General features: G+C 68.5%; 7 protein-coding genes. All 7 read left to right on the top strand.

Annotation, left to right across the window (positions count from 1 at the left end):
* Nucleotides 1-488: 488 nt before the first annotated feature.
* The 7 genes from SX243_07110 to SX243_07080 all read left to right on the top strand — a co-directional run bounded on the left by SX243_07110 (nucleotide 489) and on the right by SX243_07080 (nucleotide 24,652).
* The gene (locus SX243_07110) at nucleotides 489-800 is read left to right on the top strand and encodes a hypothetical protein (protein ID MDY7092726.1); all 312 of its coding nucleotides are present in this window, start codon (nucleotides 489-491) and stop codon (nucleotides 798-800) included.
* 4 nt (nucleotides 801-804) lie between these two features.
* Entirely contained in the window at nucleotides 805-1,845 is a 1,041-nt protein-coding gene (locus SX243_07105; protein ID MDY7092725.1) for a hypothetical protein, read from the top strand.
* Between the two features lie 375 nt (nucleotides 1,846-2,220).
* Complete coding sequence (locus tag SX243_07100) at nucleotides 2,221-3,918, top strand: hypothetical protein (GenBank protein ID MDY7092724.1); 1,698 nt, start codon at nucleotides 2,221-2,223, stop codon at nucleotides 3,916-3,918.
* Between the two features lie 60 nt (nucleotides 3,919-3,978).
* On the top strand, nucleotides 3,979-7,503 hold the full coding sequence (locus SX243_07095) for a hypothetical protein (GenBank protein ID MDY7092723.1): 3,525 nt from the start codon (nucleotides 3,979-3,981) through the stop codon (nucleotides 7,501-7,503).
* Between the two features lie 7 nt (nucleotides 7,504-7,510).
* Nucleotides 7,511-11,239, top strand: coding sequence for a hemagglutinin protein (locus tag SX243_07090; GenBank protein ID MDY7092722.1), 3,729 nt, complete (start codon nucleotides 7,511-7,513; stop codon nucleotides 11,237-11,239).
* 2 nt (nucleotides 11,240-11,241) lie between these two features.
* Nucleotides 11,242-12,786 (top strand): hypothetical protein, encoded by a 1,545-nt coding sequence (locus tag SX243_07085; GenBank protein ID MDY7092721.1) that lies wholly within the window; start codon nucleotides 11,242-11,244, stop codon nucleotides 12,784-12,786.
* Between the two features lie 55 nt (nucleotides 12,787-12,841).
* Nucleotides 12,842-24,652, top strand: coding sequence for a hypothetical protein (locus tag SX243_07080; GenBank protein MDY7092720.1), 11,811 nt, complete (start codon nucleotides 12,842-12,844; stop codon nucleotides 24,650-24,652).
* Nucleotides 24,653-24,660 lie beyond the last annotated feature (8 nt).

The following is a 24,660-nucleotide window of genomic DNA, read 5'->3' as shown; positions in this document are numbered from 1 at the left end:
CCCAGGAGCCGGTGCCTCCGGCAGCCCCTCTGTCTTCGGGGCACAGAGATGACCGCGGGGCGGCTCACCAGCCTAGCTCGTCTCCAGAGCGGCCAGCACCAGCTGCGAAGCGCGGCCCCGGACGCGAAAGAGCTTCGAGGGTTTTCGACAAAGTGGTCGAAGGGGCGTCCGCGGGGGCTGCCGCGGTGGTGACGGAGAATCTCTTGGATAGGGAGGACCCGGCAGACCTAGCGGAAAGGTCCAGCCCGAAATCGTCCGACTCTTCTCGATCAGAAGAGTCGAAGGGCCGCAGTCCAGAAACCGTTTCATCGCCGGTAGCAGAGAATGGGGAGGGCCTCGCTCGGCGCTTCGGCAACGCTCTGGCCCGCTGGGTAGACAACTTCTTCGGCTCGGCGGCGAACGCGCTGGGGCAAGCCTTTGTGGACTGGGTCTTCAAGCATCCGAAATGGGTGGCGATCCTGTTCGCGGCCTTTCTTGGAGGTGGTGCAGTGGTCGTCGCGAAGGTGGTCGAGAGCTCCAACTCCGGTCCTGCCGGCCAAGTCCAGATCGACGCCAATCCTTGGGGCGAGGTGGATTGGATCCGTACCTCGGAAGGCTCGCGGGTCGATCTTCCATCGATGCGTACGACACCGCTGGTGATGAGCTTGCCGGTGGGCAATTACGAGGCCCAGGTCACCTATCCGCCGGGGCCGGAAGTGCGCCGCTGTAGCCTGCAGGTGGAGCAGGACCAGGTCGCGACCTGTTGGGTGGATCTGGCACCGGTGGATGCGAGTTCCTACCTCGAGAAGATCGGCTGGTGAGACAGTGAGAACTTCTCGATACCGTGGGTGGTTGATCTGCGGGCTGATCCTCCTAGGACAGCTGCTTTCCCCCGGCGTTGCCGTCGCGGCGGACTTTCTCGACTTCTACAAGACCGGCTTGGTGGCGCGGGACGACGGAGATTGGGAGATGGTGGAGGAGATGATGCGGCGGGCCATCGAGCTCAAGCCGGAAGAGAAGCGCAAGCTGCTCATCCGGCGCAGCAGCTACTTTCCGCATTTTTACTTCGGCTTGGCTCGCTATCGCCAAGGCGACTGTGCTGGAGCGCTGGAGGCCTGGGCCGAGTCGGAAAGCCAGGCCGCCATCGTCGGACAGCCGGAGTTTTTCGAGCTTTCCCAGATGCAGGAGGACTGCGAGGAGAACGGCACGCCGACCTTGATCACCGCCTCCGCCGAGTCGGCTCGACAGGAATCCCAGTCTCAGGAAGGGGCTGAGCCAGAAGCCCGATCCGGAGCTGAGTCCTCCAGCCCTGGGTCGACTTCTTCTTCAACCTCCCCGCAGGGCAACGAAGAGGAGTCTTCCCAGGAGAAGCCACGCAAGAAGCGCACCGCCAAGGAAAACGTGCGTACTGGGCAGCGGGTGGTAGAGAAGGGCAAAGACCCAGCGCGCAAGGGCCTTGAGGCAGTTGGACGCCTTGCGCCGGAAGGGTCCAAGTTGGGCCGCGCAGCGGATCGGGGGAAAGCGACGGTGGATCTTGCCGAGGCCGGTACCGACGTGGTGGATCTAGTGCTCTCTGCAGAGGAGCGGCTGCGGGCGGCTATCGATGCTTATTTCAGCGGCAAGCCCCGGCGCACCCTCGAGCTCCTAGGGGAAGCCGATCTCAGCGACCCTCGCGCAAGGACTCAGGTCTATCTTTTCCGAGCCGCTGCTAACTTTCGGTTGCATCGCATGGCGGGGAACGACAAGGAGCGCTTGGCGGCGGCGCGCAAGAACGCCAAGCTTTTTCGAGGCCAGGACTGGACCGACGATTTTCCCGCCGAGCTTTTCGATCCTCACTTCGTTCGGTTTGTGAAGGGTGGGAGCTAGAAGAGTCGGTGGGGCTCTCTCACGGAATCGCGGCTGAATGACCTCAGATATAAGAATTATCTTGCTTTATTTAGACTTGCCGTTGTAGCCTGAGCAAGTACCCACATTGCCAGTGAGTGAAAGAGCCTTCTTTCGCTATCCGAGCCAAAGGCAATTGCGGAACTCGCACCCGAGACGGGGCGGGCTCTGAATTGTGCCGGTGATCTATCGGTGACGATTCAGCGTTTCGACCTCGCCGAGGGAGTGCAGCCGCAGGCTTCGGCTTGAGGATCTTTGTATCCAATCAGCGCTGTCGCCCGGCTGCGGGGGATGGAGATGGCGGGCTGTGGTCCGTGAGCCTTGGCCCGGAGCTCAACCTTCATAGGAGGTGCGTCGATGGATACGCTACCGAAACTCAGTCAGAGCGATTTGCAGGCTCTCGGAGCCTTGCACAGAGCGGTGAACGGCCAGGGAACGGTAACCCTGAACCCTGCGAACGAGACCCATCGAGCGGGCATTGAAGCCAGCCTACGGGCGGCGGGGCGGGAGGCGGACCGCTACCCGGCGTTGCACGCCCAGCTCGACGGCAAGGCCGGTTCGGAAGGGGACGAGCATTCCCAGCTCATCGACTCCGGCAGCGACCGCGGTGGCCGCGCCACCGCTCAGGTTTGGCACCGGGGGGACGGCGCTCCGCTATTCATGGGCAGCTCCCTCTTCGCCCTGCATTCGGAGCAGGATGCGGTGGTCGCCCACGGCCACAACTCGAGCCTCAACGGCTTTCTCGCCACCTCCACCGACACCCACACGGCACAGCCCGCGCCGGAGAAATTCCGCCTGCTGCACGTGGCTCATTCTACCTATCCCGACGGTTCGACTCGCTTCACCGCCCTGGGCTCCGACGCCCTGGCGTCGCCCCAGCCGGCCACCCGCGCCGCGGCGGAGGACGATGACGACGACGCCGATGTCACCATCACCGAGCCGGTGATCACCGTCACGGGAAACACCGAGGTGGTCATCGCCCTGGGCCGCGATTCAGGTCATACCAACCCGGATGCGGACTACACCTACGTCGAGCCCAGCAACGTCGGTACGCCCTATCTGATCGTCCCCTTCGCGGGCCAGGCGGCGATGGCGTACGAGATTTCCGGGACCATGGGGGAGCCGGTCGAGGGAGCGGTGCTGACCACTCAGCTCTACTTCGTCAAGACCGACGGGACCACCCTCACCATCGATCTGAATTCGACCTACACCCCGGCGACGCGCCTCGCCGACGGCGTGGTGATCAATCCGGCGGATCAATATCTCCTCGAGTTCAGCTACCCCGCGGACGGCAACTCCTATACGAACACCTCGTCCTTGGTCTACGACCAGGAGTCCCTGACCAACGAGCAGATCTCGTATTTTTTCTATCAATTCCAGATTCCGGTGCAGAACGCTCCGGTCACCACCTACACCTTCGCCGTGTGCAGCGAGGGGACTCCGAACCAGCCCTCGGTGCAATGTGTGGAGATCAACAACCTGCAGTTCTGGTGGCATTGCCTGGCGGAGGGCACCCAGGTGCGGCTCGCCGACGGTGGTGAGGCGGGCATCGAGACGCTGGACAACACCCATCGGGTGCGCACTGCTCACGGCGGTGATCTGGCGGTGGAGGCGACTTCCATGGGACCTCACCAGGGTTCCGCCGGGGCACCGGGGTTGGGAGCGGTCTATCACCTGCGGACGTCCTGCGGCCGGGAGCTGGTGGCCACCGGTTCTCATCCCATCGCAACCCCCACCGGATTGATCGCCATCGCCGACCTCGAGGCCGGAGGCTCGGTGCTCACCGAGGACGGGGTCTCGGAAGTGAAGGCGGTGGAGGGTATCGACCACGAGGGGCAGTTCTTCAACCTCAAGCTGGGGGATCAGGCAGATCGCGCCCGCGCCGGCGGTGGCCTCATCGGCACCTACCTGGCCAACGGCATCGCCGTCGGCGACCACGCCGCGATGGCGGCTCAGAGCACGGCACGGCGGCGGGATCTGGACTTCATGTTGCCGCGGCTGCCGGAGGGGCAGCACCGGGACTACGTCAGCGCCGTCGAAGACGTCCGATATTGAACCTCCGCCGGGGGCAGGATCGAGGTTCTGCCCTCGGCGATTCGTGGGAAGCGAGACATCATGGCTGACAACGGCAAGCCGGTTTTCCAACAGGTTTATTACCTCAATCCTTTTGCCAGCCTGCCGCCGGGGTGGAATCAGACCGGGGTGGTGGTGGACGTGAATCCCCCCGCGGATCCCACTGATTTGGTGCTGGCGGGGCGGTTGCGTCTGGAGACGGCGCAGGTGCTGGTGACCCTCGGTGCGACGCCGACCCAGGTGCGCCTGTTGCCCGCGGCGCCGCTGTCCGCCACCGGCAGCTACGCGGTGGACGTGCAGTGGGTCGCCGAGGGCACCGACCCCAACAACATCAACTGGAGCAACACCGCCACCACCTCCACCTCGCCGGTGATCACCTCCTACCAGCACCTGGTTTCCGGACAGCTGGTCGCGGGGACCCTGCGGCTGGCCTTCGAGCCCGGCAGCGGTGGCATCGTGCCCACCGGGGCGAACCTCACCATTTTTGATTCTCAAGACCGCTCCGCCGGATTCCTGCGGGTCGAGGGCACCGACGGGGACGTTTCCTTCACTCCCGGGGCCAGCGCCCCTTACAGCCTGTATCTCCAGGGGGTCCTGCCCATCACCGGCTCCGGCACCGGGACCTTCGACGGCCCCTACACCATGGGCCCCGTGAGCGCGGTGATTCCCATTCCCACCGAGGCTCCTTCGGTGAGCGCCGCGAGCTACGACGGCGATGCGGTGCGGGTGAGCTGGCAGGCTCCGGCACCGGCGACCAACTCCGGCCCCACCTCCTATCGTCTGCTGGCCCAGAGCTCCGAGGGTGCGGCGGTGGAGGAGCCGGCGGCGGAGGGCGGCGCCTCGGCGGTGGTGGGGGAGGTGGGCTCCGACACCTGGTCGGTTTCCGGACGCACCGTGCAGGGGCAAATCGTCGGCCTGCCCGGGACGGCGGTGGATCTGCTCAGCGAAGCGCCGGTGGTGACCGGTGTGCTGACGGAAGCGAGCCAGGTCACCGCCAGCGTCACCGTGCCCTCGGGCTCGGCGGTGAAGGCGTGGATCCGCGCCGGTGAGGCGGTGGTGGCGGGACCGGAGGACGAGAGCTCTGGCGCCGTCACCTTCGACTACGCGGCCGGTGGCTCCAGCGGGCTGACCGTGGTGGCCCAAGCCAGCGCCGCCGGACCGCCCAGCCTCACCGGACCCTTCAGCGCGCCGGTGCCGATCCTCGGCCGGGCGCCGCTGCTGCGCTCGGTGGTGATCGAGACCGACTCTTCCGACAGCACCAAATGGAGCCTTTCGGCGGTCTGGGATCCGGCGGAGGATCCGCAGGTGACCGGGTATGAGCTGGCGCTGATGCAGGGGACCACGACGGTCACCAGCACCACCAGCGGCAACACCCTGTCGGTGACCAAGAGCAGCCTCACCAACGATTCCTACTCGGTGACCGTCATGGCCCTGGGGGCCGGGGGCTCGAAGTCCCCCGCCGCCGAGCAGCCGGTGCTCTTCACCGGGCCGCTGCTGGCGAGCACCACCGTCCCCGGCGGTGTGGGGGAGGACGGGGCGTTGCAGGCGACCTGGGCCGCTCCAACGGAAACCGGGGCGGTGGAGGATCCGAGCTACGTGGTGGTGATCTACCGTGACGAGGACGGCAGCGAGCAGGAGGTCTACCGCAGCTCTGCCACCCCCGCCCTCACCGCCAGCCTGCCGCTGGCGGCGCTGCCGCTGAATGGCGAAGACAGCTACACCGTTGGCCTGCTGGTGACCAGCAGCGCCCTCATCTTCGACGCCGGCTCCGACGGCACCGCCCAGACCCGCGCGCCGATCCTCTTGGGCAGCGTCACCGGCTTCTACTCCGCCACGGCGGTGGCCGGCACCGTGACCCTCCATTGGTCCGCCCTCACCGGTGCCGGCGGGTACCTGGTGCAGGTAGACGACGAGCCGCCGGTGAGCTCCGCGAACGACTCCTACGCTCTGCCGACGGCCCCGGCGGCCAACCAGGCGGTGACGGTGCGCATCGCCGCCACCGCCACCAGCGACGGGGTCACCGCCACCGGACCCTGGGCCGGGCCGTGGCCGGTGCTGACGACCCAGACCGTCCTCACCCAGGTGTCCTATGACGGCACGTATCTCACCGTCTCCTGGCAGCCGGTGGCGGGGGCCACGGGGTATCAGGTGACGGTGCTCGACGGCGGCGCTGCCGTCTCGGGGGCCACGGCCACCGCCGGGGCCACGGATTCGACGGTGATCTTCGATCCGGGGCTGACGGACACCTCCAAGACCTACACCGTAGCGGTGCAGGTGCTGCAGGGGGCGAGCGAGACCCAGAGCAGCGGACCGCTGTCGCGGGCGTCGGACGTCTTCACCGCCGGCTGGTTCCCGTCGCGGGTGGCGGCGAGCACCGCCGCGCCCTACGTCTTCCCGGCTCAGACCCTGGCCCAGGCCACCGCAGCGACCTTGGGCACCAGCGGCTCGGACATCGATGTCTATCTCGGAGACCTGGGCGCTGGGACCACCCTCCAGGGGCTCCCCATCAGCAGCTCCAACAGCTCCTTCACCCTCGCCGCCAGCGGCAACAGCACCCGTCCCTACCAGCTGACCATCGCCGGCAGCGGCGCCGCCTGGACCTTCGACACCAGTCCCATCCGCAGCGATCTGGCGCAGGAGGTGGTGTCCTTCCTGCAATCGGTGGAGAACGCCGGGGCGGTGCCCTGGGGCATCGCGCAGCTCCAGCTGACCCTCGCCCGGGCCATGCCTCAGACCTTCCAGGAGTTGCTCTACTACAGCTACGGGCTGAGCTTCCCCGGCGGCTCGGTGGAATACGGCTCGGTGGACCTGCGCCCGGGGATGGTGCTGCGGGTGGCGAGCAGCGACTACCTCAACGTCGGCGGTACCAACACCACCACCTGGCTCGCCGGCTACACCGGCACCACGGTGACCGATTACGAGGTGGGCTCCTACCAGAGCGCCAGCGGCTGGATGGTGGGCATGGACGCCTTCATCGCCCAGCTGGTGGCCAACGGAGCGCTGAGCGTCAACCCGCCGCCGTCGGATGCCAGCGCCGGTGAGGAGGGCGGCCTGGCGGAGGGAGCGGACCTCTTCTATCCCAGCTTCCAGCAGCCGTTCTATCGCCTGTTCATCCCCACCACCTTGCTTTCGGCGAGCCAGACTGGCAGCACCAACACCGCGGCCAATTTCACCCTCGCCGCGGCGGACAATTACACCGCCCTGACCACCACGGTCAACGTGCCCTCCGACAGCACCACGGTGGCCTACTTCCGCGGCCGCTCGGTGCTCAAGGTGTTGATCCGGGTGCTCCTCGACGGCCAGCAGCTGCTGGTGCCGGTGGGGACCACCGTGGGCAACCTCCTGGATCGCCTGGCTCAGCAGCCGACGGTGGCGGCGGGGACTCTCACCGGCTTGCGGCTGACCCGCAGCCTGGGACCGGTGGCCTTCTCCGCGAATCAGGCGCTGGCCGCCGGTGCCCGCTGGCCGGTGGACCTCGCCTGGGACGGTTTGCAGGTCTACGGGGCTTCCTGGGATGCCCTTTCCCTGCCTTTGCTGCACGGTGATGTGCTGACCCTGGGGAGCTAGGAAGAGCATGCCCGACGCCCCGACCTTCTCCCAGGTCGCCCCCCGGTTATACCTCGCCAGCAGCACCGGCGACGCCGGTCTGAGCGCCTATTGGGCGGGGTATTTCGCCAGCGACGACGCCGGCTTCGGCACCACGGCGACCTGGGATCAGGTGTGGCAGGACGCCGGGGGGGTGCTGCTCTTCCTCGGCGCCGATCTGAGCGACGCTGGGACCTTCGCCGACGCCTTCGGGGCGCTGCTGCCCAAGCTCTCTCCCACCGGCCTGCTGCGGGTGGCATGGATCCCGAACCCCGAGGATCCGTCCAGCCTTTGGCAGGTGCAGCGGCTGGATGCCGAAGCCACCGGCAGCGGCGGCTCCATCGCCTGGACGGTGGCGCGACAGGGACTCTTCCTCCTCGGCGGCTACGCCCTGCGGGTGACGCCGGGGGTGGCGCTCACCCAGGCGGATCCCGACTCCTTGGGCTATGGCCTGGCGGTGCCGGCGTCGGCCTTCCTCTTCGCCGCGCCGGGGGGCGGATTCACCGCCTCCGGGAGCAGCGCCTGGATTCCCATGGCGGACACCGGGGTGGGGTGCTGGCAGGCCCAGCTACCGGTGGCCGCCAGCCTGTCTCCCGACGGTTTGGCTCAGCTGGGGGTGCTGCTGCGCTATGCCACCCCGGTGCCCCAGGACGAGGTGGCGCCGGGGCTGGCACAGGCGGTGGACGGCAGCGTCGAGTCCTTGGACATGCCCATTCTCGGCCAGGGGGACGTGGCGCTGACCCTGGCCTTGCGCTTCGATCCGCTCAACCCCTTGGTGCCGGACCGCAGCCAGCTGGGATTCTTCGGTTCCGGGTTCCCGGTGCCGCCGGCCCTGACCTCAACCCTGCGCACCACCCTCGGCTACACCACCACGCTGACGCCCCTCGACGCCGCCGCGCCCCTCGGGCCGGGGCGGCTGGCCTTCGGCCGCACTCCTCTGGCCACCGTCGGCAGCGGTGAGCCGGGCTTCGACTATTACCTCACCCCGGACGGTGCCTACACCCTCCAGGCCGCCTCCGGGGGAGGTAGCGACGAGTTGATGCTGGGGCTCTCGGGGCTGGAGTCGGCGATCCTGCCCTCCGGCGGCTCGTGCATCGCCTTCTTCGCCGCCGGCCAGCCCGCCTTCGTCCCGGAGATTCCCGAGGCCGGGGCGCCGACGGTGGCCGAAGCCCTCAGCGGCCTCGGCACCACCGCCTGGATGACCTTGGTGCCGGCCAGCGCCGGCGGCAGCGGGCTGACCTATTTGGCGCAGCCGCGGCAGGCGCCGCTCTTCCACGGCGGGGACACCCTCGGTGGCTCCTTCCTCGAATACCTGGAGCTGCCCGCTGCCGTGCTTCCGGCCTGGCAGAGTGGCGGCGACGTGCCGGCGACGCTGCCGGTGGGAGCGTTCACCGGCCTCCAGGATGTCGCCGCCTCGCTGGCGCAGCGGCTCGAAGCGTCGGTGCTGGCGCCGGTGCGCCGGAGCGTCCTGGGCTTGCCGGCGGCGGGAGCCGAAGAAGACGTGGACCCGAGCCGGCTGGCGGTGACCCCCAACGGGCTGGTGGTGGAGGTGGCCTCCGGCGACACGGCTCTTTCCGGAGTGGTCCTGGCCAATATGCCCGGCTCCGCCTATCCCCAGGTGGAGTTGACGGAGGTGGGACCGTCGCTGCAGGCGGCGCTGCAGTCGAATCAGCTCTTCTTCGTGGTCTCCGACGTCGAGACCTTCATGGGGTCGAGCTCCGTGGCCTACCAGTTGACGGAGGCGGAGATGCCGGTGCTCCAAGCCCTGGGAGTGCCGACCTCGGTGGTGGAAGATCTGAACACCCTCCTGGCGGGCCTCGATCCGCCCTATCCGGTCTTCGACACGGAGGCGGCCTTCGACGCCGCGATCAGCGCCACGGTGGGGGATTACTTGCCTCAATGTCAGGAGGTGGGGGGCTTGCTGAAGGCGGATCTCGAAGGTTGGACCTTCCAACTTTCGCCGCGCTCCTGGCGCAGCGACGACCTCACCCCGACCTTGATGATCTTCAAATTCTGCAACCGCTCGCTGGTGGAGCTGGCGGCGGATACCGCCAGCTGGGGCTGGCCGGAAGCGGCGGAGACGGGGACGGCGGGGCTGGAGCCCACCCAGGCGGTGCTCCAGGGCGTTCTCGAGCAGGCAGCGGCGGCGGAGCCGGGAACGCCCCTGCGCCAGTTCTACGACCAGATTGCGGCTCGGCCGGCGTGGAACGGCGTGCTTTTCTTGAACGCCCCGGTCTCCATCTCCGAGCTGCCGGACGATCTGCAATTCATGGTGGCGGGCATCGATACGGAGCAGTTCTATGCCCACCACGTGGGGTTCTCCCTCACCCCCTTCAGCGTCGAGGGCGGCGCCCCCGCCCTCGGTCAGACCGCCGCCTTCGGGCTCATCTCTTACGTCGACGACGTCGATCTCTACACCAATTTAACGGTGCCCTTCGCCTTCAAGACCAAGGAGCTCACCGCCACCTTCGCCAACGCCCATCTCACCGGTTTCGCCGGCCAGGTGGAGCTGCTCACCAACCAGCTCTTCGGCGCCGAGCTGACCAAGCAGCCAACCGAGCACGGCAACAATCTGATCCTCGACGGCTCCTACCAGCGGGTGGGGGGCATCGCCACCTACAGCTTCGTGCTCAGCGGCTCCAATCTCTACGGGTCTCCGGACAGCGCCCTGGAGAGCATCGAGGTCCTGGGGGTGCAGCTCAACACCCGCCGGTCGCTGACCGTAGAAGGCCGGCTGTTCACCGACTTCTCCCTGCAGGGGAATCTACGTTTCTTCCAATTCCAGCCCTTCGATCCCTTCACCTACGGCGTGGCGGCGACGGCGGAGGGGGAGCCGCCGCTGGACGGCTATCTGCGCTTCGCGGGGCTGGTGGTGACGATGCAATTCGATCTCGCCACTCCCGACGAGCAGAGCTTCACGGTGGCCGAGGGGCAGATGAGCTTCGATCTCGCCAACAGCTCGCCACGCCCCCACGGGCTGGCGGCGGCCTTTCCCCTGACCCTCTCGGGGCTGGTGGCCCAGGGCGAGGAGGGAGGCAGCTCGCCGGAGGGCAGCTCCCCGGAAGACCTTGGCTTCGCCTCGGTCTCCGTCCCCCTCGAACAGACGCCCATGACGCCGCCTTGGTACGGCCTGAATTTCACCCTCGATCTGGGCACCCTGGGAGCGCTGGCGGGGAGCGTCGGGCTGACGGTGAATCTGCTGACGGCGTGGAAGCCGGGCACGCCGGAGCAGCCCCAGCCGCTCTACGTCGGCCTGGAATTGCCCAACGCCAAGTCCCTGGGCATCGACTGGCCGCTCCAGGGCATCCTCAGCCTGGGCTTTCGCAGCTTCGAGTTCGAGACCTACGAGGACTCCAACCATGAGGTCGCCTATCTCTTGTTGCTCCGTCAATTCGCCCTGCGCATCCTCGGCCTGAGCTTTCCGCCGGGCAACACCGACGTGCTGCTCTTCGGCAACCCGGACCAAAGCTCCACCGAGCGCCTCGGCTGGTACGCCTGCTATGCCCAGGACGAGGAGGTGGGGAGCGGTGGAGATCCGTCGGCGGGGGAGCTGGTGGCGGGCTCGGGCCGGCGCCTCCCCCCGACGCAGCCGCGGGCCCGGAAGCGGCCGTCGGCGCAGGTGCGCATCGACCGCCGGCTACGCTCCGGCCGGCGGCTGCCCAATCACGACTTCGATCCCGACCCCAGCCGCGGCCCCAGTCAACCGGGAGGAGAGTGATCATGGCCACCAAGGCGCTCCGCTTCACGGTGCTCGACGTCGGTCAGGGGACGGGCAATTTCATCGAGCTGTTCAGCACCAAGACTCCGGGACCGACCACCGCACCGACCAAGACCTTCCTCATCGACCTCGGCTCCGAGAAACAAAAGAACGAAGCCGGAGGCCCTTCGGCGGCTTTTGTCGTCACCCAGCTCGACCGGATGACCAACCCCGAGCTCGACTGCGTGATCCTCTCCCACAGCGATTCGGATCACATCAACCTGCTCGAGCGGGTCCTTGCCGCCTTCGATCCCCCGGGCACGATCAACCCCACCAAGAGGATTCTGACGGTACAACGCAGCTACTACGGTGGGGACTACAAGCTGTATTCGAAGAGCGGTAAGAATGTGCTGGTCGAGCTGGCAAAGTACACCCTCAACGGCATCGGCACGTTTCCCACCAACAAGTCCAGCTTCGGTGTGAGCAGCCCAGCGCCCTTCCGCACCATCGACGGTGTCGATCTGTATTTGATGGTAGGCAATGCTCCGCGTTCCGCCGCGGCCGCCGCGAAGAAATCGTCCAGCGTCGACTCCTTCGCCATCAACACGAAATCCCTGGTGGTAGTGGTGTCCTGGGGGATTCAATACATCGCTACCGGCGATGCCACCGGAGTGACTCTGGCGGCGTGCAATAAGTTCATCACCCCGACCATCAAGAGCACTTTTCTACCGCAGGTATTGATGGTCACCATGCCCCATCACGGTAGCGAGACCACGACCTTCAATTTTACCGGTTCCGGCGGCGGCCGAGACGACGCGGACGCGGTCCGCAACGTCGAGACCTTCGCCGCCAACATTGCGCCGCAAACCATCACCGCCAGCGCCGAGCGCAAGCGGACGTTCAAGCACCCTTCCGCGTTCCTGTTGCAGTTCTTCTGGCCCTTCATCAGATCCGGCGATTACACCGACCCGACCTTGTCCAATGGCCGGCATTATTACGTCGCTTATTTCAACACCGACGACGGCTACACCTATCAGAGCGCCACGGGCCCCAAGCCGTTTCCACCGTCCAACTGGTGGTACACGATGCAGACGGCGAATGACCTGTTTACCAACCTCTATTTCGATCCGGACATGGTGCCGGACAAGACGAACCACTACACGGCGTTGCTGCCTCCGAACCCGGGGCAGGGAGTCCAGACCCCGTCTGCGACGCCCTATCCGCCCCTCGGGGTGGCCTGGTACTACCTGTCGCCGGAGGGTGACAGCACCACCATCGGTCAGATCACCAACCGGCCCTCTTTGCTCGCTTTGGAGCAGGAGCTGCTGACCGAGGCGCGGGCGAAGCGGGGCCGGGCGGAGGCGACGGGGGCCAGCACGGGGACACGGACCGAGGCACCGGGAGGGCCCGCGGGAGGACTGCGGCGCTGGCCCCGGCAAGTGGTGGCGCTGGGCTCGCCCGAGGGTGTCCGGCGAGGGCGGCGGGGCGGAGGGGCCGTGGCCGGGCCGAAGGTCGCCGGGAGAAAGCCCGGTGGCGGGCCCCTGGCGGGATTGAAGGTGCTGCCATGAGGCGAAGTGCCGACAGTCTCCGGCTCAGCAAACGGTGCTCGACAGGGAGCGCGCCGTGTCGGTAGAAGCCATCTACGACGCCCTCGCCAGCTACCTCCAGCCCGACGGCGAGGGCGGAGAGCAGATCGACCTGGTGGCCGCCAGCGCCGACCCGGCCCTCGACGGCTTGGGGGCGACCCTCACCGTCTTCGGCATCAGCGGCAGCTTCGTGCTCACCGAGGCCGTGCTCTCCCAGCCCACCGGAGACTCGGTGCGGCTCACCGGGCAGGGGAGCTACGGCGCCCCCGATGCCGCCACCACCCAGGCGGTGACCGGCACCCTCGACGGGTCAGCGCCGGGCGGCAGCAACTTCTTCGCCTTGGCGCTGGCGATGCAGCCGACGGATTGGACCTTCTCGTCCTTCTTTCCCACCTTGCCGCAGTGCCAGAGCTACGACGAAGACTCCCAGACCGTCACTTGGGTAGATTCCTTCCTCATCGGTCTGCCCCTCGCCCAGCCGGTCTTCTCCGGCACCTCCGAGGTCGATGCTCCGCTGCAGCTGAGCGGGGATCTGTCGCCGGATGGGGCCCTGGCGGCCTACGCGGCCCTCTTCCCCTCCTGGCCGCTCCACCTTTCGGGCACGGTGGTCCTGGGGGCCACGACCGCTGACCCGCCGGTGCTCGATCTGCGGGCCGTCTCGGCCACCGCCACCATCGCGTTCGGCGACACCCAGGTGCAGCAGGTGGGTTTGCGCTTGTGGACGCAGACCGATCTCGACGAGCTGGAGAGCCCGCAGCCGGCGGTGTCGTATTTGGATCTCATCGGCAGCCTCTATTTCGGCTCCTCACCCTCGCCCCTGACCCTGTCGGTACCGCTGCTGGCGACGAGCCAGACCTGGAGGCTGCTGGTGCAGGCGGAGCCGGGAGAGTACCGGGTGGGAGATCAAATCGCCGCCGTGGCGGCCATTCTGGGCCTGCCGGTGAGCGGACTGGTGGCGCCGCCGGGCCTCGATGTCTTCAATGACTTCTACCTGGTGGAGGTGGAATTCGCCATTCCGCCCCTGACCTCCCTCGGCGGCCCTGCGCCCACCGCCTCCCACATCGCCGTGACCCTGGCGTCGGATCGGGTGTGGGCACCGCCCATCCCCTTCGTGCGGGTGCGGGACGTGGGGATGCGCTGGCTGGTGGGCTATCTCGCCGACTCCGACGGCGGCACTCCCTACACCTCCGGCGCGGTGTGGGGGGGCGTCACCATCGGTCCGGACATGCCCCCCACCGGCGGGCCGGTGCTGCAGCCGCCGGATCCGCCGCCCCAGGATCCCAGCTCTTCCTTCACCGTCGAGATCACCGCCTATGTTCCGGAGTTCGTGGTGTTGGGCAATCTCAAGCAGGACGACACCATCCCCATCGGCGACGCCTTCCGTCATTTCTTCGGCGACCCCGGGCCGCCGACCCCCAACGGCATGGCGGTGACTTCCTTCCAATTCGAGGCGGGGCCCCTGACCCGCACCTTCAACGCCTCCGCCACCATCACCACCGATTGGACGCTGCAGCTCACCGACACCGTGGCCATCACCATGATCGGACTGTCCTTCGAGATCGACGTCTCCCAGTCTTCGGTCTACGGCGGCATCATGGGCACCATCCTCCTGGTCGGCGGCTCCCACGATCCGGAGGCGGTACCGGAGTTTTATATCGGCGCCGAGTACAGGAGCAGCGGCTCCAGCAGCGGGTGGATCTTCAACGCCCAGCTGGCGGGGCAGAACCCGGTGAGCCTCGACGCCCTGGTGATCAACCTGCTGGGCATCGACCCGGCCCCCGCCGGCCTGCCGAGCCTCGACATCGTCGCCATGGGCTGGCGCTACGAGACCGAGAGCCTGGCCTATTGGGCCGCCGGCACCATCGCCGCCCGCTGGGTGGTGGAGGTCTTCGGCAGCACCCTCAATCTCTCCGCCACCGCCAGCGCCGAGATCAGCCGGCCCGACGGCAGCACCGATCCTTCCGGCACCCTCAGCGGCAGCTTCTCGGTCAACCGCCTGTCGCTGACGGTACAGCGGGACATCGGCGTCACCGAGCCCACCTATCTTTTCCAGGTGCAGTTCGGCGACCTGTGGCTGCGCGGGGTGACCTCCTGGACCGGCGACAGCGGCAACCGCCATCAGGTGATCACGGTCCAGCTCGGCGGCGTCACCCTGGGGCAGGTGCTGGAGTATCTGGTCAACCTCGCCGCCCCGACCCTGGGCTTCCAGCTCGATCCGCCCTGGGACGTGCTCAACCAGGTGGAGCTGTCGCGCTTCGAGCTGCTGGTGGACCCCACCGACAACGTGGTGCAGCTGACCTATCGCGTGGACATGGACATCGTGGTCATGCGCATCGACCGCATCGGCGTGCGCTACGCCCTGGACGACGGCGTGGGCTCGGTGAATCTGGTGCTCGAAGGCAATTTCCTGGGCACCGACTACACCGGCGACGACGCTCTGGAGTGGGACGTGGTGCGGGATCCGCCGCCGGCGGTGCCGGGGCAGAACGAGACTCTCATCGACCTGCGCTACATCGGCGTCGGCCAGCGGGTGACCTTCTCCGACACCAGCGATCTCAATACGGTGCGGGAGACCCTCGACCGCCTGCGGCAGGAGATGCGGCCGCCGCGGTCGACGGGCGAGAATCCCCTGGACAACTCGGCGCTGGTGTTCAGCCCCGACAGCGAGTGGCTCCTGGGCCTCGACATCGGGCTGATGGAGACGGTGGACCTGGGCATCGTGTTCAACGATCCGGTGCTCTACGGGCTCTACATCCAGCTCGGCGGCGAGAAGGCCGGTGGGCTCGCCGGTCTGTACTTCGAGATCCTGTACAAGAAGATCACCGACACCGTCGGCATGTTCCGCATCGAGCTGCGGCTGCCGGAGGTGTTCCGCCACATCGAGATGGGGGAGGTGTCCATCACCCTCGGCGTCATCGTGGTGGAGATCTACACCAACGGCAACTTCCTGGTGGACTTCGGCTTCCCCTACGAGCGCAACTTCGACCGCTCGTTCTCGGTGGAGGTCTTCCCCTTCCTGGGCCGCGGTGGCATCTATTTCGGAGTCCTCGACGGCGACACCTCCCGCCGGGTGCCGAAGATCACCAACGGCAATTTCGCGCCGGTCCTCGAGCTCGGCGTCGGGCTGGCGGTGGGGGTGGGCAAGGACATCAGCGTCGGGCCCCTCTCCGGCGGGATCTACGTGCAGGTGGAAGTGCTCTTCCAGGGCGTTCTGGCGTGGTTCAATCCCACCAGCAGCGGCGCCGAATCGGCCCAGTATTACCAGGTCCAGGGCGTCGCCGCGATCCACGGCAAGCTCTACGGGTCGGTGGACTTCAAGGTCATCAAGGTATCGGTGAACCTGGAGGCCTACGCCGAGGCCAGCGTCGTGCTGGAGTCGTATCAGCCAACGGTCTTCCGGCTGGCGGTGGGAGTGACGGTGGAGGCCAAGGTCAAGGTGCTCTTCGTCACCGTCCACTTCAGCTTCGACGTCGATCTCGACACCAGCTTCACCGTCGGCAGCGCCGCCGCCACGCCCTGGATCGTGGACGCAGGGGCTGCCGGCGGGGCGGAGTCGTTCGGCTCCCTGCGCCTTAGTTACGGCAGTCAGGTGCGACAGCTGCGTCAGCCCCAGCTCACCCGCCGGGCTCTGCGCCAGCAACATTTGCGCTTGCTCCAGCGCCACCGCACGGCCCTCGCCGCCGGCGCGGCGGCGGAGGAGGAGGTAGTGGTGCTCAATTGGGATCCTACCCAGCAGGTGCTCTCCCAGCCGTCGGAGCCGGTGCCCATGACCTTGCTGCCGGCGTTCAGCGCCGCCGACATTCCCCTCGCCTGGAACGGCACGGCGCCGGCCAACGACGATCCTTCCTATCAGGTGGCGATGCTCCTCTTCGCCGACAACGGCATCGATCCCGCCGCGGCGACGGTGGCCGAGACCTTGGAGCGCAGCGCCGACCACAGCGCCCACGCCGACGATCCGGCGGAGCTGCCGGCGACGACCGTGGTGGAGGCCTTCTTGCGCTGGGCGATCTTCGCGGTGACCAACCCGGTGGGTTCTACCGGCTCGGCCCCCACCACCGTCACCGCCGGCCAGATGGATGTCTTGTTGGCGGAGATGAACGATACGGAAACGGTGGACGGCGGCTTCGCCATCGCCAATCTGGAGACCTTCTTCGGCACCAATATGCTGCTCCAGATCTCCGGCGATCCCGGCGGGGATCCCACCGGCTACGGCGGGTTGGCGGTGGCGGTGCCGCCGGCGCTGACCCTCAACTGGCAGGGCGATGGCAGCGGTACCGTCGATTTCGCCACCCAAACCCCGGTGGGAGCGCTCTACGAGCAGGGCGCCGCGGCCTACATGGCCTCGTTCTCGACCTATGTCTCTGACGGGGACGGCGGCGAGGGCGGCGACGGTGATGCCAATGGGGCCGGCACCGACGATCCGGCGGACTACGAGTCCTTCGCCACCTTCATCTTCCGCGATTGGTGCTTGATGATCACCAAGGCCGGCGTCCAGGCCGCCGACGACGAGATGCAGTCGTGGGCCCTGGAGACCAGCGCCGCCAGCGACCTCGCCGCCCTCGCCGGGGACTTTCCTCAGGTGTCGGTGGAGTACCGCGTGCGCGCCGGTGACACCGTGGCCCACGTCGCCCAGGTGTTGGGGGTGACGACGGCGGAGATCAGCTACCTGAACCCCCACCTGCAAAGCCAGCTGGACGCCGCCGACGCCGGCGCCGAGGTCTCGGTGGTGTTGGGAGTGGCGCCGGAAATCCTGGCGTTGGACAATCCCCAGCTCGCCCTCACCGCCGGCACCTACGATCTCGGCGATCTGGAGTATCAGATCCGCAGCGGTGACACCTTCGACTCCATCGCCCAGCGCTTCGACTTCGCCAGTGCTTCGGCGCTCTTTTCCAACACGCTGCTGGCGGAGGACCGGCAGGTGCTGGCCGCCGACGCGAGCTTCCCGACCCAGCAGGCCACCTGGACGCTGCAGACCGGCTTCGACGTGCTGCTGTCGGCGGCGGCCTTCTTCGTTCGATTCACCACTCCCGCCGACATCCCCGACGGGAATTGGTATGCCCAGACGGTCTTCGATTGGAACCAGAGCCAGCTGGCGGACGTGTCCATCGACGGGCAGCTGCCGCCGGATCTGGCGCTGCAGGCGCCCTCGGCCCTGGGCAGCACGGATCAGAGCGCCGCCATCACCTACACGACGGTGCCCGGCGACACGGTGCAGCGCATCGGCGCCGCCCTCTCCCTGGACCAGAATTACGGCACCGTGAGCAGCGGGCCGGTACCCGGCTGGCCGGAGTTTCGGGACGGTGTCCAGGCCTCCGGCAGCAGTGCGGTGAGCCTGCCGGCGTCCACCATGACCGTGCAGCTGGGGGAGACCCCCGACGCTCTGGCCCAGCGCACCATCCTCTTCGGGGCCACCAGCGCCGGCGGCGATCCGGATATCGACGGGCTGCTGGACTGGATCGGCGACCAGCCCATCCTCGACTCCCTGGGGGTGGTGGAGCTGCCGAGCTATTCGGTGGACACTTCCCTCCACACCACCTTCGCCGCCATCGCGGATGCCTTCGGCCTCGACGTCGGGAGCGTCGGCGGCCGGTTGGCCAACGCTCAGAATTTGATTCCCGACGGCTCCGCCCTGGTGGTGACCCGGCTGCCGGTACAGGACATCGATACGCTGGTGCAGCGGGTGCTGGCGGGGCCGCTGCTCTCCCAGGTCTCGGGCATGTCGTCGCGCTTCCTCCTCGCCGGGCTGCAGCTGCCGGCGCCGGAGGACGACGGCAGCGGTCACACCGCCGCCACCGGGCCTCTGACCTCGATCCTCGATCTCTCCGGCCAGCAGTTCCCGGGGCCCAAGCCGCCGGAGGGCGGCGAGGGAGGGGGAGACACGGCGCTGACCATGAGCCTGCGGGTGAACGAGGGAACCTCGTGGATCCAGCTGATGGATTCCCAGGCGGTGGAGGACCTGGAGCTGCTGCTGGACCAGCGTCCCGAGATCCGCCAGCTCAACCGCCGCCTGGCGGCGGGGGGCCCGGCGGGGGGAACAGCGCCGGCGGCTCAGGGGATGATCGTCCTCGTCGGCGAGGCGGAGAGCCTAGAGTACTCCTACACCAACGCCCAGCTGGCGGCGCTCTATCCCACGCCGAGCCTGGGCCTGGACCCCACCCAAGGCCCGGCGTCCCTACCTTTGGCCACCGAGGTGCCGCGGACCTACGGCCTCGATCAGCGCGCCGAGGTCCAGACCCCCGTCCCCCTGGCCATTCCGCAGCAGGGCACCGCCTCCCTGGCGGGCAATCCCAGCCTGTGGCCGTTCTCCGTCGATCTCGAAGCCCGGGCGCGGGAGGCGACCTCGACGCCGTGGGAGATCGTGCGGACGGAGGATCCGGGCAGCGCCGGCGGTGCGGAGGACGCCGTGCTCCTCGACGCCACCTTCGCCACGGTGATCGAGCTCGTGGTGCAGAAGCTGGAAGCCCTGGGCGGGGTCTATGAGCTGGTGGGCTCGACCACCACCACTTCCCAGACGCTGCTGGCCTTGTGGCAATACCTGGCCGAGGACGGCCACGAGGGAGCCCAGGCCTCCGTGCTGGTCGCTCCGTCGCCGGACGCCGGCAACACCTCCGGCTGGACGGTCCTCGACACCGACGCCGCCGCTACCTATCTGCTCAAGACCAATCTCTCCACCGAGACGGTGCCCGGGCTGCCGGAGGAGAGCGCCCAGAGGCTGACCCAGCGGGCGGTGGAGGACACCCAGACCACCTGGACCGCCACCCTGGGGGACCTCGCCGCCTTCCTGACCCTGCTCTGGGAGGGCACGGTGGTAGGGGGCAAGGGGTACTTCCTAGGCTTCGCCACCACCGCCGGTGAGGCCTTGCCGGCGAGCCTCTTCGACGACCGCGGGCGGGCCTCGGTGCGGCTGCTGGTGATCCCGGCGGCGCAACAGAGCGTGGCACCCCAGGGCCGGCCCCTGCTGCCGTTCAACAATTGCGCCCTGGTCGACAGCGGCCTCGATCCGGCGGTGCAGTCGCTCTTTGTCGAGACCGCCGACGACAGCGAGCTGATGGCCGCTGCCACCGTGCCGCCGGGCAATGTGGGACTCACTCTCACCCTGCCCAAGCCCCCGGCCACGAGCGGTGAGCAGGCCGATATCTACGAGCTCTACAGCCTGGCGAAATACGCCGTCGGCACGTCCGCGGACACCTTCTACGATCCGTTGTCGGGGCCGCCGGTGACCCCCGAGGCGGTGGCCAGCGGCGCGGTGGAGGCCTGGCGCCGGCGGCGGTTGCAGCGCCGTGCCCTGGCCCGGGGAGAGACGCTGGAGGATCCGGCGCTGGATTCCTGGCTCTACCAGCAGGTGATCCCGGTGAGCCGCATGGGGCCGGCCTCCCAGGCTCCCGCGGTGCCGGGCTTGCCGGCGCCGGCGGCGGACCCTTACCGCGGCATCGGCGGCCGGGACGAGCTCACCGACGCTCAGATCCAGCTCGGCTTCGGCGACATCCTGGGCAACCAGACGGCGGCGCCGGCGGCGGGGGATACCAGCGGTCTGGTGGCGGCACCGGTGGGCTACACCGATGCGCTGCGGCCGGTGACCGGCTGGCCCGGCCTGGTGAGTACCTACGACTTCCGCAGCGAGCCGACCGGGGCGGCGCTGGACCTCGGCTTCTCGCTGCAGCCGGGTACCCTGGCCATGGGCCTGCTGCAGCCGGCGGCGCTGGCGGCGGAAGCGGCGGCGCGGACGGCGGAGAGCTACAGCGAGATCTACTACCAGGTGGTGCAGCCGGACCTGAAGGTGCGCGCCTGGACCACCCTGGTCTCCGACGACGAGGGCGTGCCGGAACGCTTCCGCCTCGACGACGCCGGCATCGACCTGTGGCGGTTCGCCGGTGCTGCCCACGCCGCCGCCACCACCACCGCCGCCCTCGAGCCCGTCCGTCCCTTCGCCGCCGCCGCCGGCACGCTGAGCCAGCTGCAAACCGACTACGGTGTCGATCTCGCCACCGTCGCTGCGGCCAACGCCGAGCAGGAGGCGGCGGCGGTGCTCGGATCCGGCACCCTGGTGATGCCCGCCTTCGGGGTCTTCGTCGAGGGTTCCTCGGCCACCGCCCTCGCCGCCAACCCGCAGCCCGGCTGGCCGTCCACGACAGCGGACAAGATTCTCTCCGATTCCCTCAACTCCGCTCAGCTGCCGCTGCGGCCGGCCATCGCTCTCAGCACTCCCGCCGCCACCGTCGACGTCGGGACCGGCAGCCCGACGCCGACCCTGGCCCAGCTGGCCGTCGACCACCACACCTCGCCGGCGCTGCTGGCCGGGGACAACGCCGCCGATGCATCGATTCTGCAGGAGGGATTCGAATTCGTCGCCGACGAGCAAGCGGTGACGGTGGACGCCGCCGGCACCCCCGACGGCGTGCGCTCCTTCGACGACGTGGTTTCGGCCTTCGCAGATCTCGGCGTCCAGCGCTCGGTGGGGGATCTGGCGACGGAGAATTCCCTCAGCCCGGGAATGTTCGAATCCGGAGCCACCCTCACCAGCCTGCACTACCTGGTCCCCGAGGCCGTCGCCGGCGCTGCCCCCAAGACCCTCGCCGACAACGACAGCGGCTTCACCGTCGACCAGCTGGCCCAGGCCAACGTCGACACCGTCGATATCTGGGACGCCGGGGCGCTGGTCTATCTGGGGGATTTCGATCCTGCTCCCACCGCCGAAGGGACCATCCGCCAGCTGGTGGATCGCTACGGCACCACCCCGGCGCTCTTCTTCGCCGCCCTGGCGTCGGAGGACTTCGAGCTGCCGGCGGGCTCGGCGCTGGTGGCGCCGGGGATGGCGGCGTTCCCCACCGACGCCGACGCCCTGCGGGTTCCCTACACCCTGCGCAGCTCCGATACCCTGTCCGCCGTCGCCGGCCGCTTCGCCTACCCCGAGGCTGCGGAAGCCAACACCCAGCTGGCCACCGACAACGGCGCCATGCCCGACGTGTTGGTGGCCGGGGTGCAGATCTCGGTGACGGTCATCGCCGGCACCGCCCAGACCACCACCGAGGCCGGCGACAGCCTGGACGACGTCCTCGGCCGGCTGCAGGCCCAGGTGTCGAGCATCGACATGGGGGACCTGGCGTCGTCCATCGCCGACACCACCGATCTGCTGCTGGCCGGCGGGCTCTTCCTCTGTCCTCCGGCGCTTCTGCCGGCCGCCGCCACGACTCCCGACGGCGTGCCCGGGGTCTACACGGTCAGCGCCGAGAGCTTCGCCCAGGCCAACCAGGCGGTGCGCGGCCTGGTGGCGTCGGGGGTCCAGCTCACCGCCGACGATCCCCAGGGCAATGCGGTGCAGGTCACCACCGTCGCCGACGACACCTTCAACGCCGTCACCGCCCGCTTCGCCGCCGCCGGGGCCCAGACTTCGCCGGGGCAGATCGTCTCCGACAACTCCTCCGCGGCGCTCTTCCGCAGCGGTGCTCAGGCCCTGCTGCCGCCGACCCCCTTCACCCTCACCGCCGACCTCGGCACGGTGGGGTCGACGCCGTTCCCCGGACCGGTCTTCGCCCTCGAGGTGGCCCTGCAGCTCCAGCGGCCCCGCAAGCTGGTGAACCCGGAGTTCCGAACGGTGGATCGGGACGGTGCCGTGGAGCGCGCCGAGAGCCGGATTCCCTCGCCGGTGTCGCCGCAATACCAAGGCGCCACCGGCGTCTCCCTGGACGCCTTCGCGGCGAGCTTCATGACCACCTTTCCGGAGCTGCGCCTGGGCACCGGCCGGGTGGCGGGGGAGCCGTCGGAGCTTTGGGTGGTGGTCTTCACCACCGGCGGCGTCACCGACTTCACCGTCGCTCCCGGCGTCTCGGTGCCGGGAGGCCTGACCTGGCCCCGCTACTTCGCCATCCGGCCGCTCTACACCGAGCTCATCCACCGCAGCGTGCGCCTCGAGGAAGTTCAGGCCGACGGCACCCTGGTACCGGCGGTGCGCGATACCGACCTCCAGGGCATCGACGCCGAGGTATGGGCGGAGTCTTTCCTGGCGGCGGTGGACCTCTTCCTGGCGGCGCCCTACGGACCGGCGTTGCAGGCGGCGGCGCCGGCAGCCCTGACCTCGGTGCTGGAGAGCAAGCGCCAGCTGGTGGAGGGCATCTCCGCCGGCCTCGCACCGCTTCTGCAACTCACCGATTCGCAGGCGGCGGCGGGCCGGGCGGCAGCGGAGGAAGAGCTGGCGCAGCACCTCGGCATCAGCCTGTCCAAGGGCTACGACACGGATGTCCTGCTGCAATACGACGCCACCGTAGCCAGCGCCTGGACCGCCGGCACGTTGCCGCCGGCGCGCCTCGACGGGGACGCCCGGATCCCGGATGCCGGCGGGGTCGGGGCGGACCCGGGCTACAGCCTGACCAACGCCAAGACGCCGCTGGCGGAGACCAGCTCCTTCGTCACCTTCCTGATGACCGTCGACGACGTCGAGACCACCACCGACGTGGCCATCGACCCGGAGTACGAGCTGACCCATCTGGAATTCAACATCCAGCCGGTGGCGGTGGACCCGCAGACGACCTACGAGGCCTCCGATTGGCTCACCATGGTGCCGGCGCTGGCGGGGGCCGACAAGCCGGCCGTGATGCACACGGACCTGGGGTCGGCGACGGTTCCGGTGCCGCTGCGCTACTACCCGGCGACACCGGTGCTCAAGGGGCAGCAGGCGGCGGCGGACATCGCGGATCCGGCTCTTGACCAGGCTCCCGACTGGCGCCACGGGGTGACCTACAGTCACGAGCACGCCGCCCAGGACGAGGTGTTGTTGACCACCTCGTACAACCTCGAGGACGGTGCCGGCGAGCTGATGGCGGAGGACGACCCGCCGGACGTGGCGGCGGCTTTGGCGATCTACCAGAACGCCGCCGACGACCTGTGGCAGCTGCTGGGCTATTACGCCGACCCCAGCGCCGGGGAGGCCACCTCCGCCGCCAACGCCGCCGCCAGCTTCGCCCAGCTGGTGGGGGACGTGGCCAGCGCCTGGCAGGGCTATTGGGCGGCGGTGGACGCCGGCGCCGGAGCGGTGACCGAGGACGCTCCCGCCAGCGCCAGCTTCCAATTCCGCCTGCGGCTGACCTACTCCGGCGAGACCATCGAGAGCCTGGTGATCGAAGCGTTGCAGGCCCAGCCGGGGCCGGTGGGGCAGTGGCCCTACGCCACCTACACGGCCCCCTCCGGGAGGGTGGTGGATCTGGGACAGGGCAGCGGCCAGGGCGATCAGCGGGTGTATGACTTTCCCACCGACGAGCCGGTGCCCGCTGCCGCCTGGGCGCAGATCGGCCTAGAGTGGCGGGGACTGTCGACGGCGACCCAGCAAAACGCCAGCGTCACCCTTTCGGTGCAGCGCAACCGCGAGCTCCTACCCCCCGGCCAGCCGCAGATCCCGACCTCCGAAGCCTTCGTATTCTCCACCGCCACGGTGAGCGCTCCAGGGCTCGCCACGCCGCTCAATCAATGGTCCGAGCCCTTCGACATCACCAGCCTCGGGGCCACCGTGGAGGCCGCCCTCCAGGCCGCGTTCCAGCAGCTCTTCGGCGACGCCATGGACGGCCAGCCGGTGACCATTCAGCTCTCCTACGGCTTCCAGCTGGTGGCGCCGGGCAGCGGCGATCCGGAGGGTCTGCGCACCTTCCTACCGGTGGCCCTGTATCCGAATCAAACCCTCGACAACACCACCGCCGCCACCCTCTCCCAGGCCCTCGCCGCCTGGCAGCAGGCCCAGTCGCCCCAGACCGCCGGCGGGGCATGGCTCATCGGCCTGACCCAATTCAGCCAGCTGAGCTCCACCAGCGGCAGCCACCGGGCGCTGCTCAACGTGCAGGAAATGGTTTACCGCTTGAGTTGAGGAGGACC

The organism is Acidobacteriota bacterium (assembly GCA_034211275.1).
In the GTDB taxonomy this organism is placed as follows: domain Bacteria; phylum Acidobacteriota; class Thermoanaerobaculia; order Multivoradales; family JAHZIX01; genus JAGQSE01.
Note: the sequence above shows the minus strand (reverse complement) of the source record. Positions and strands in the feature narration are given on the sequence as shown.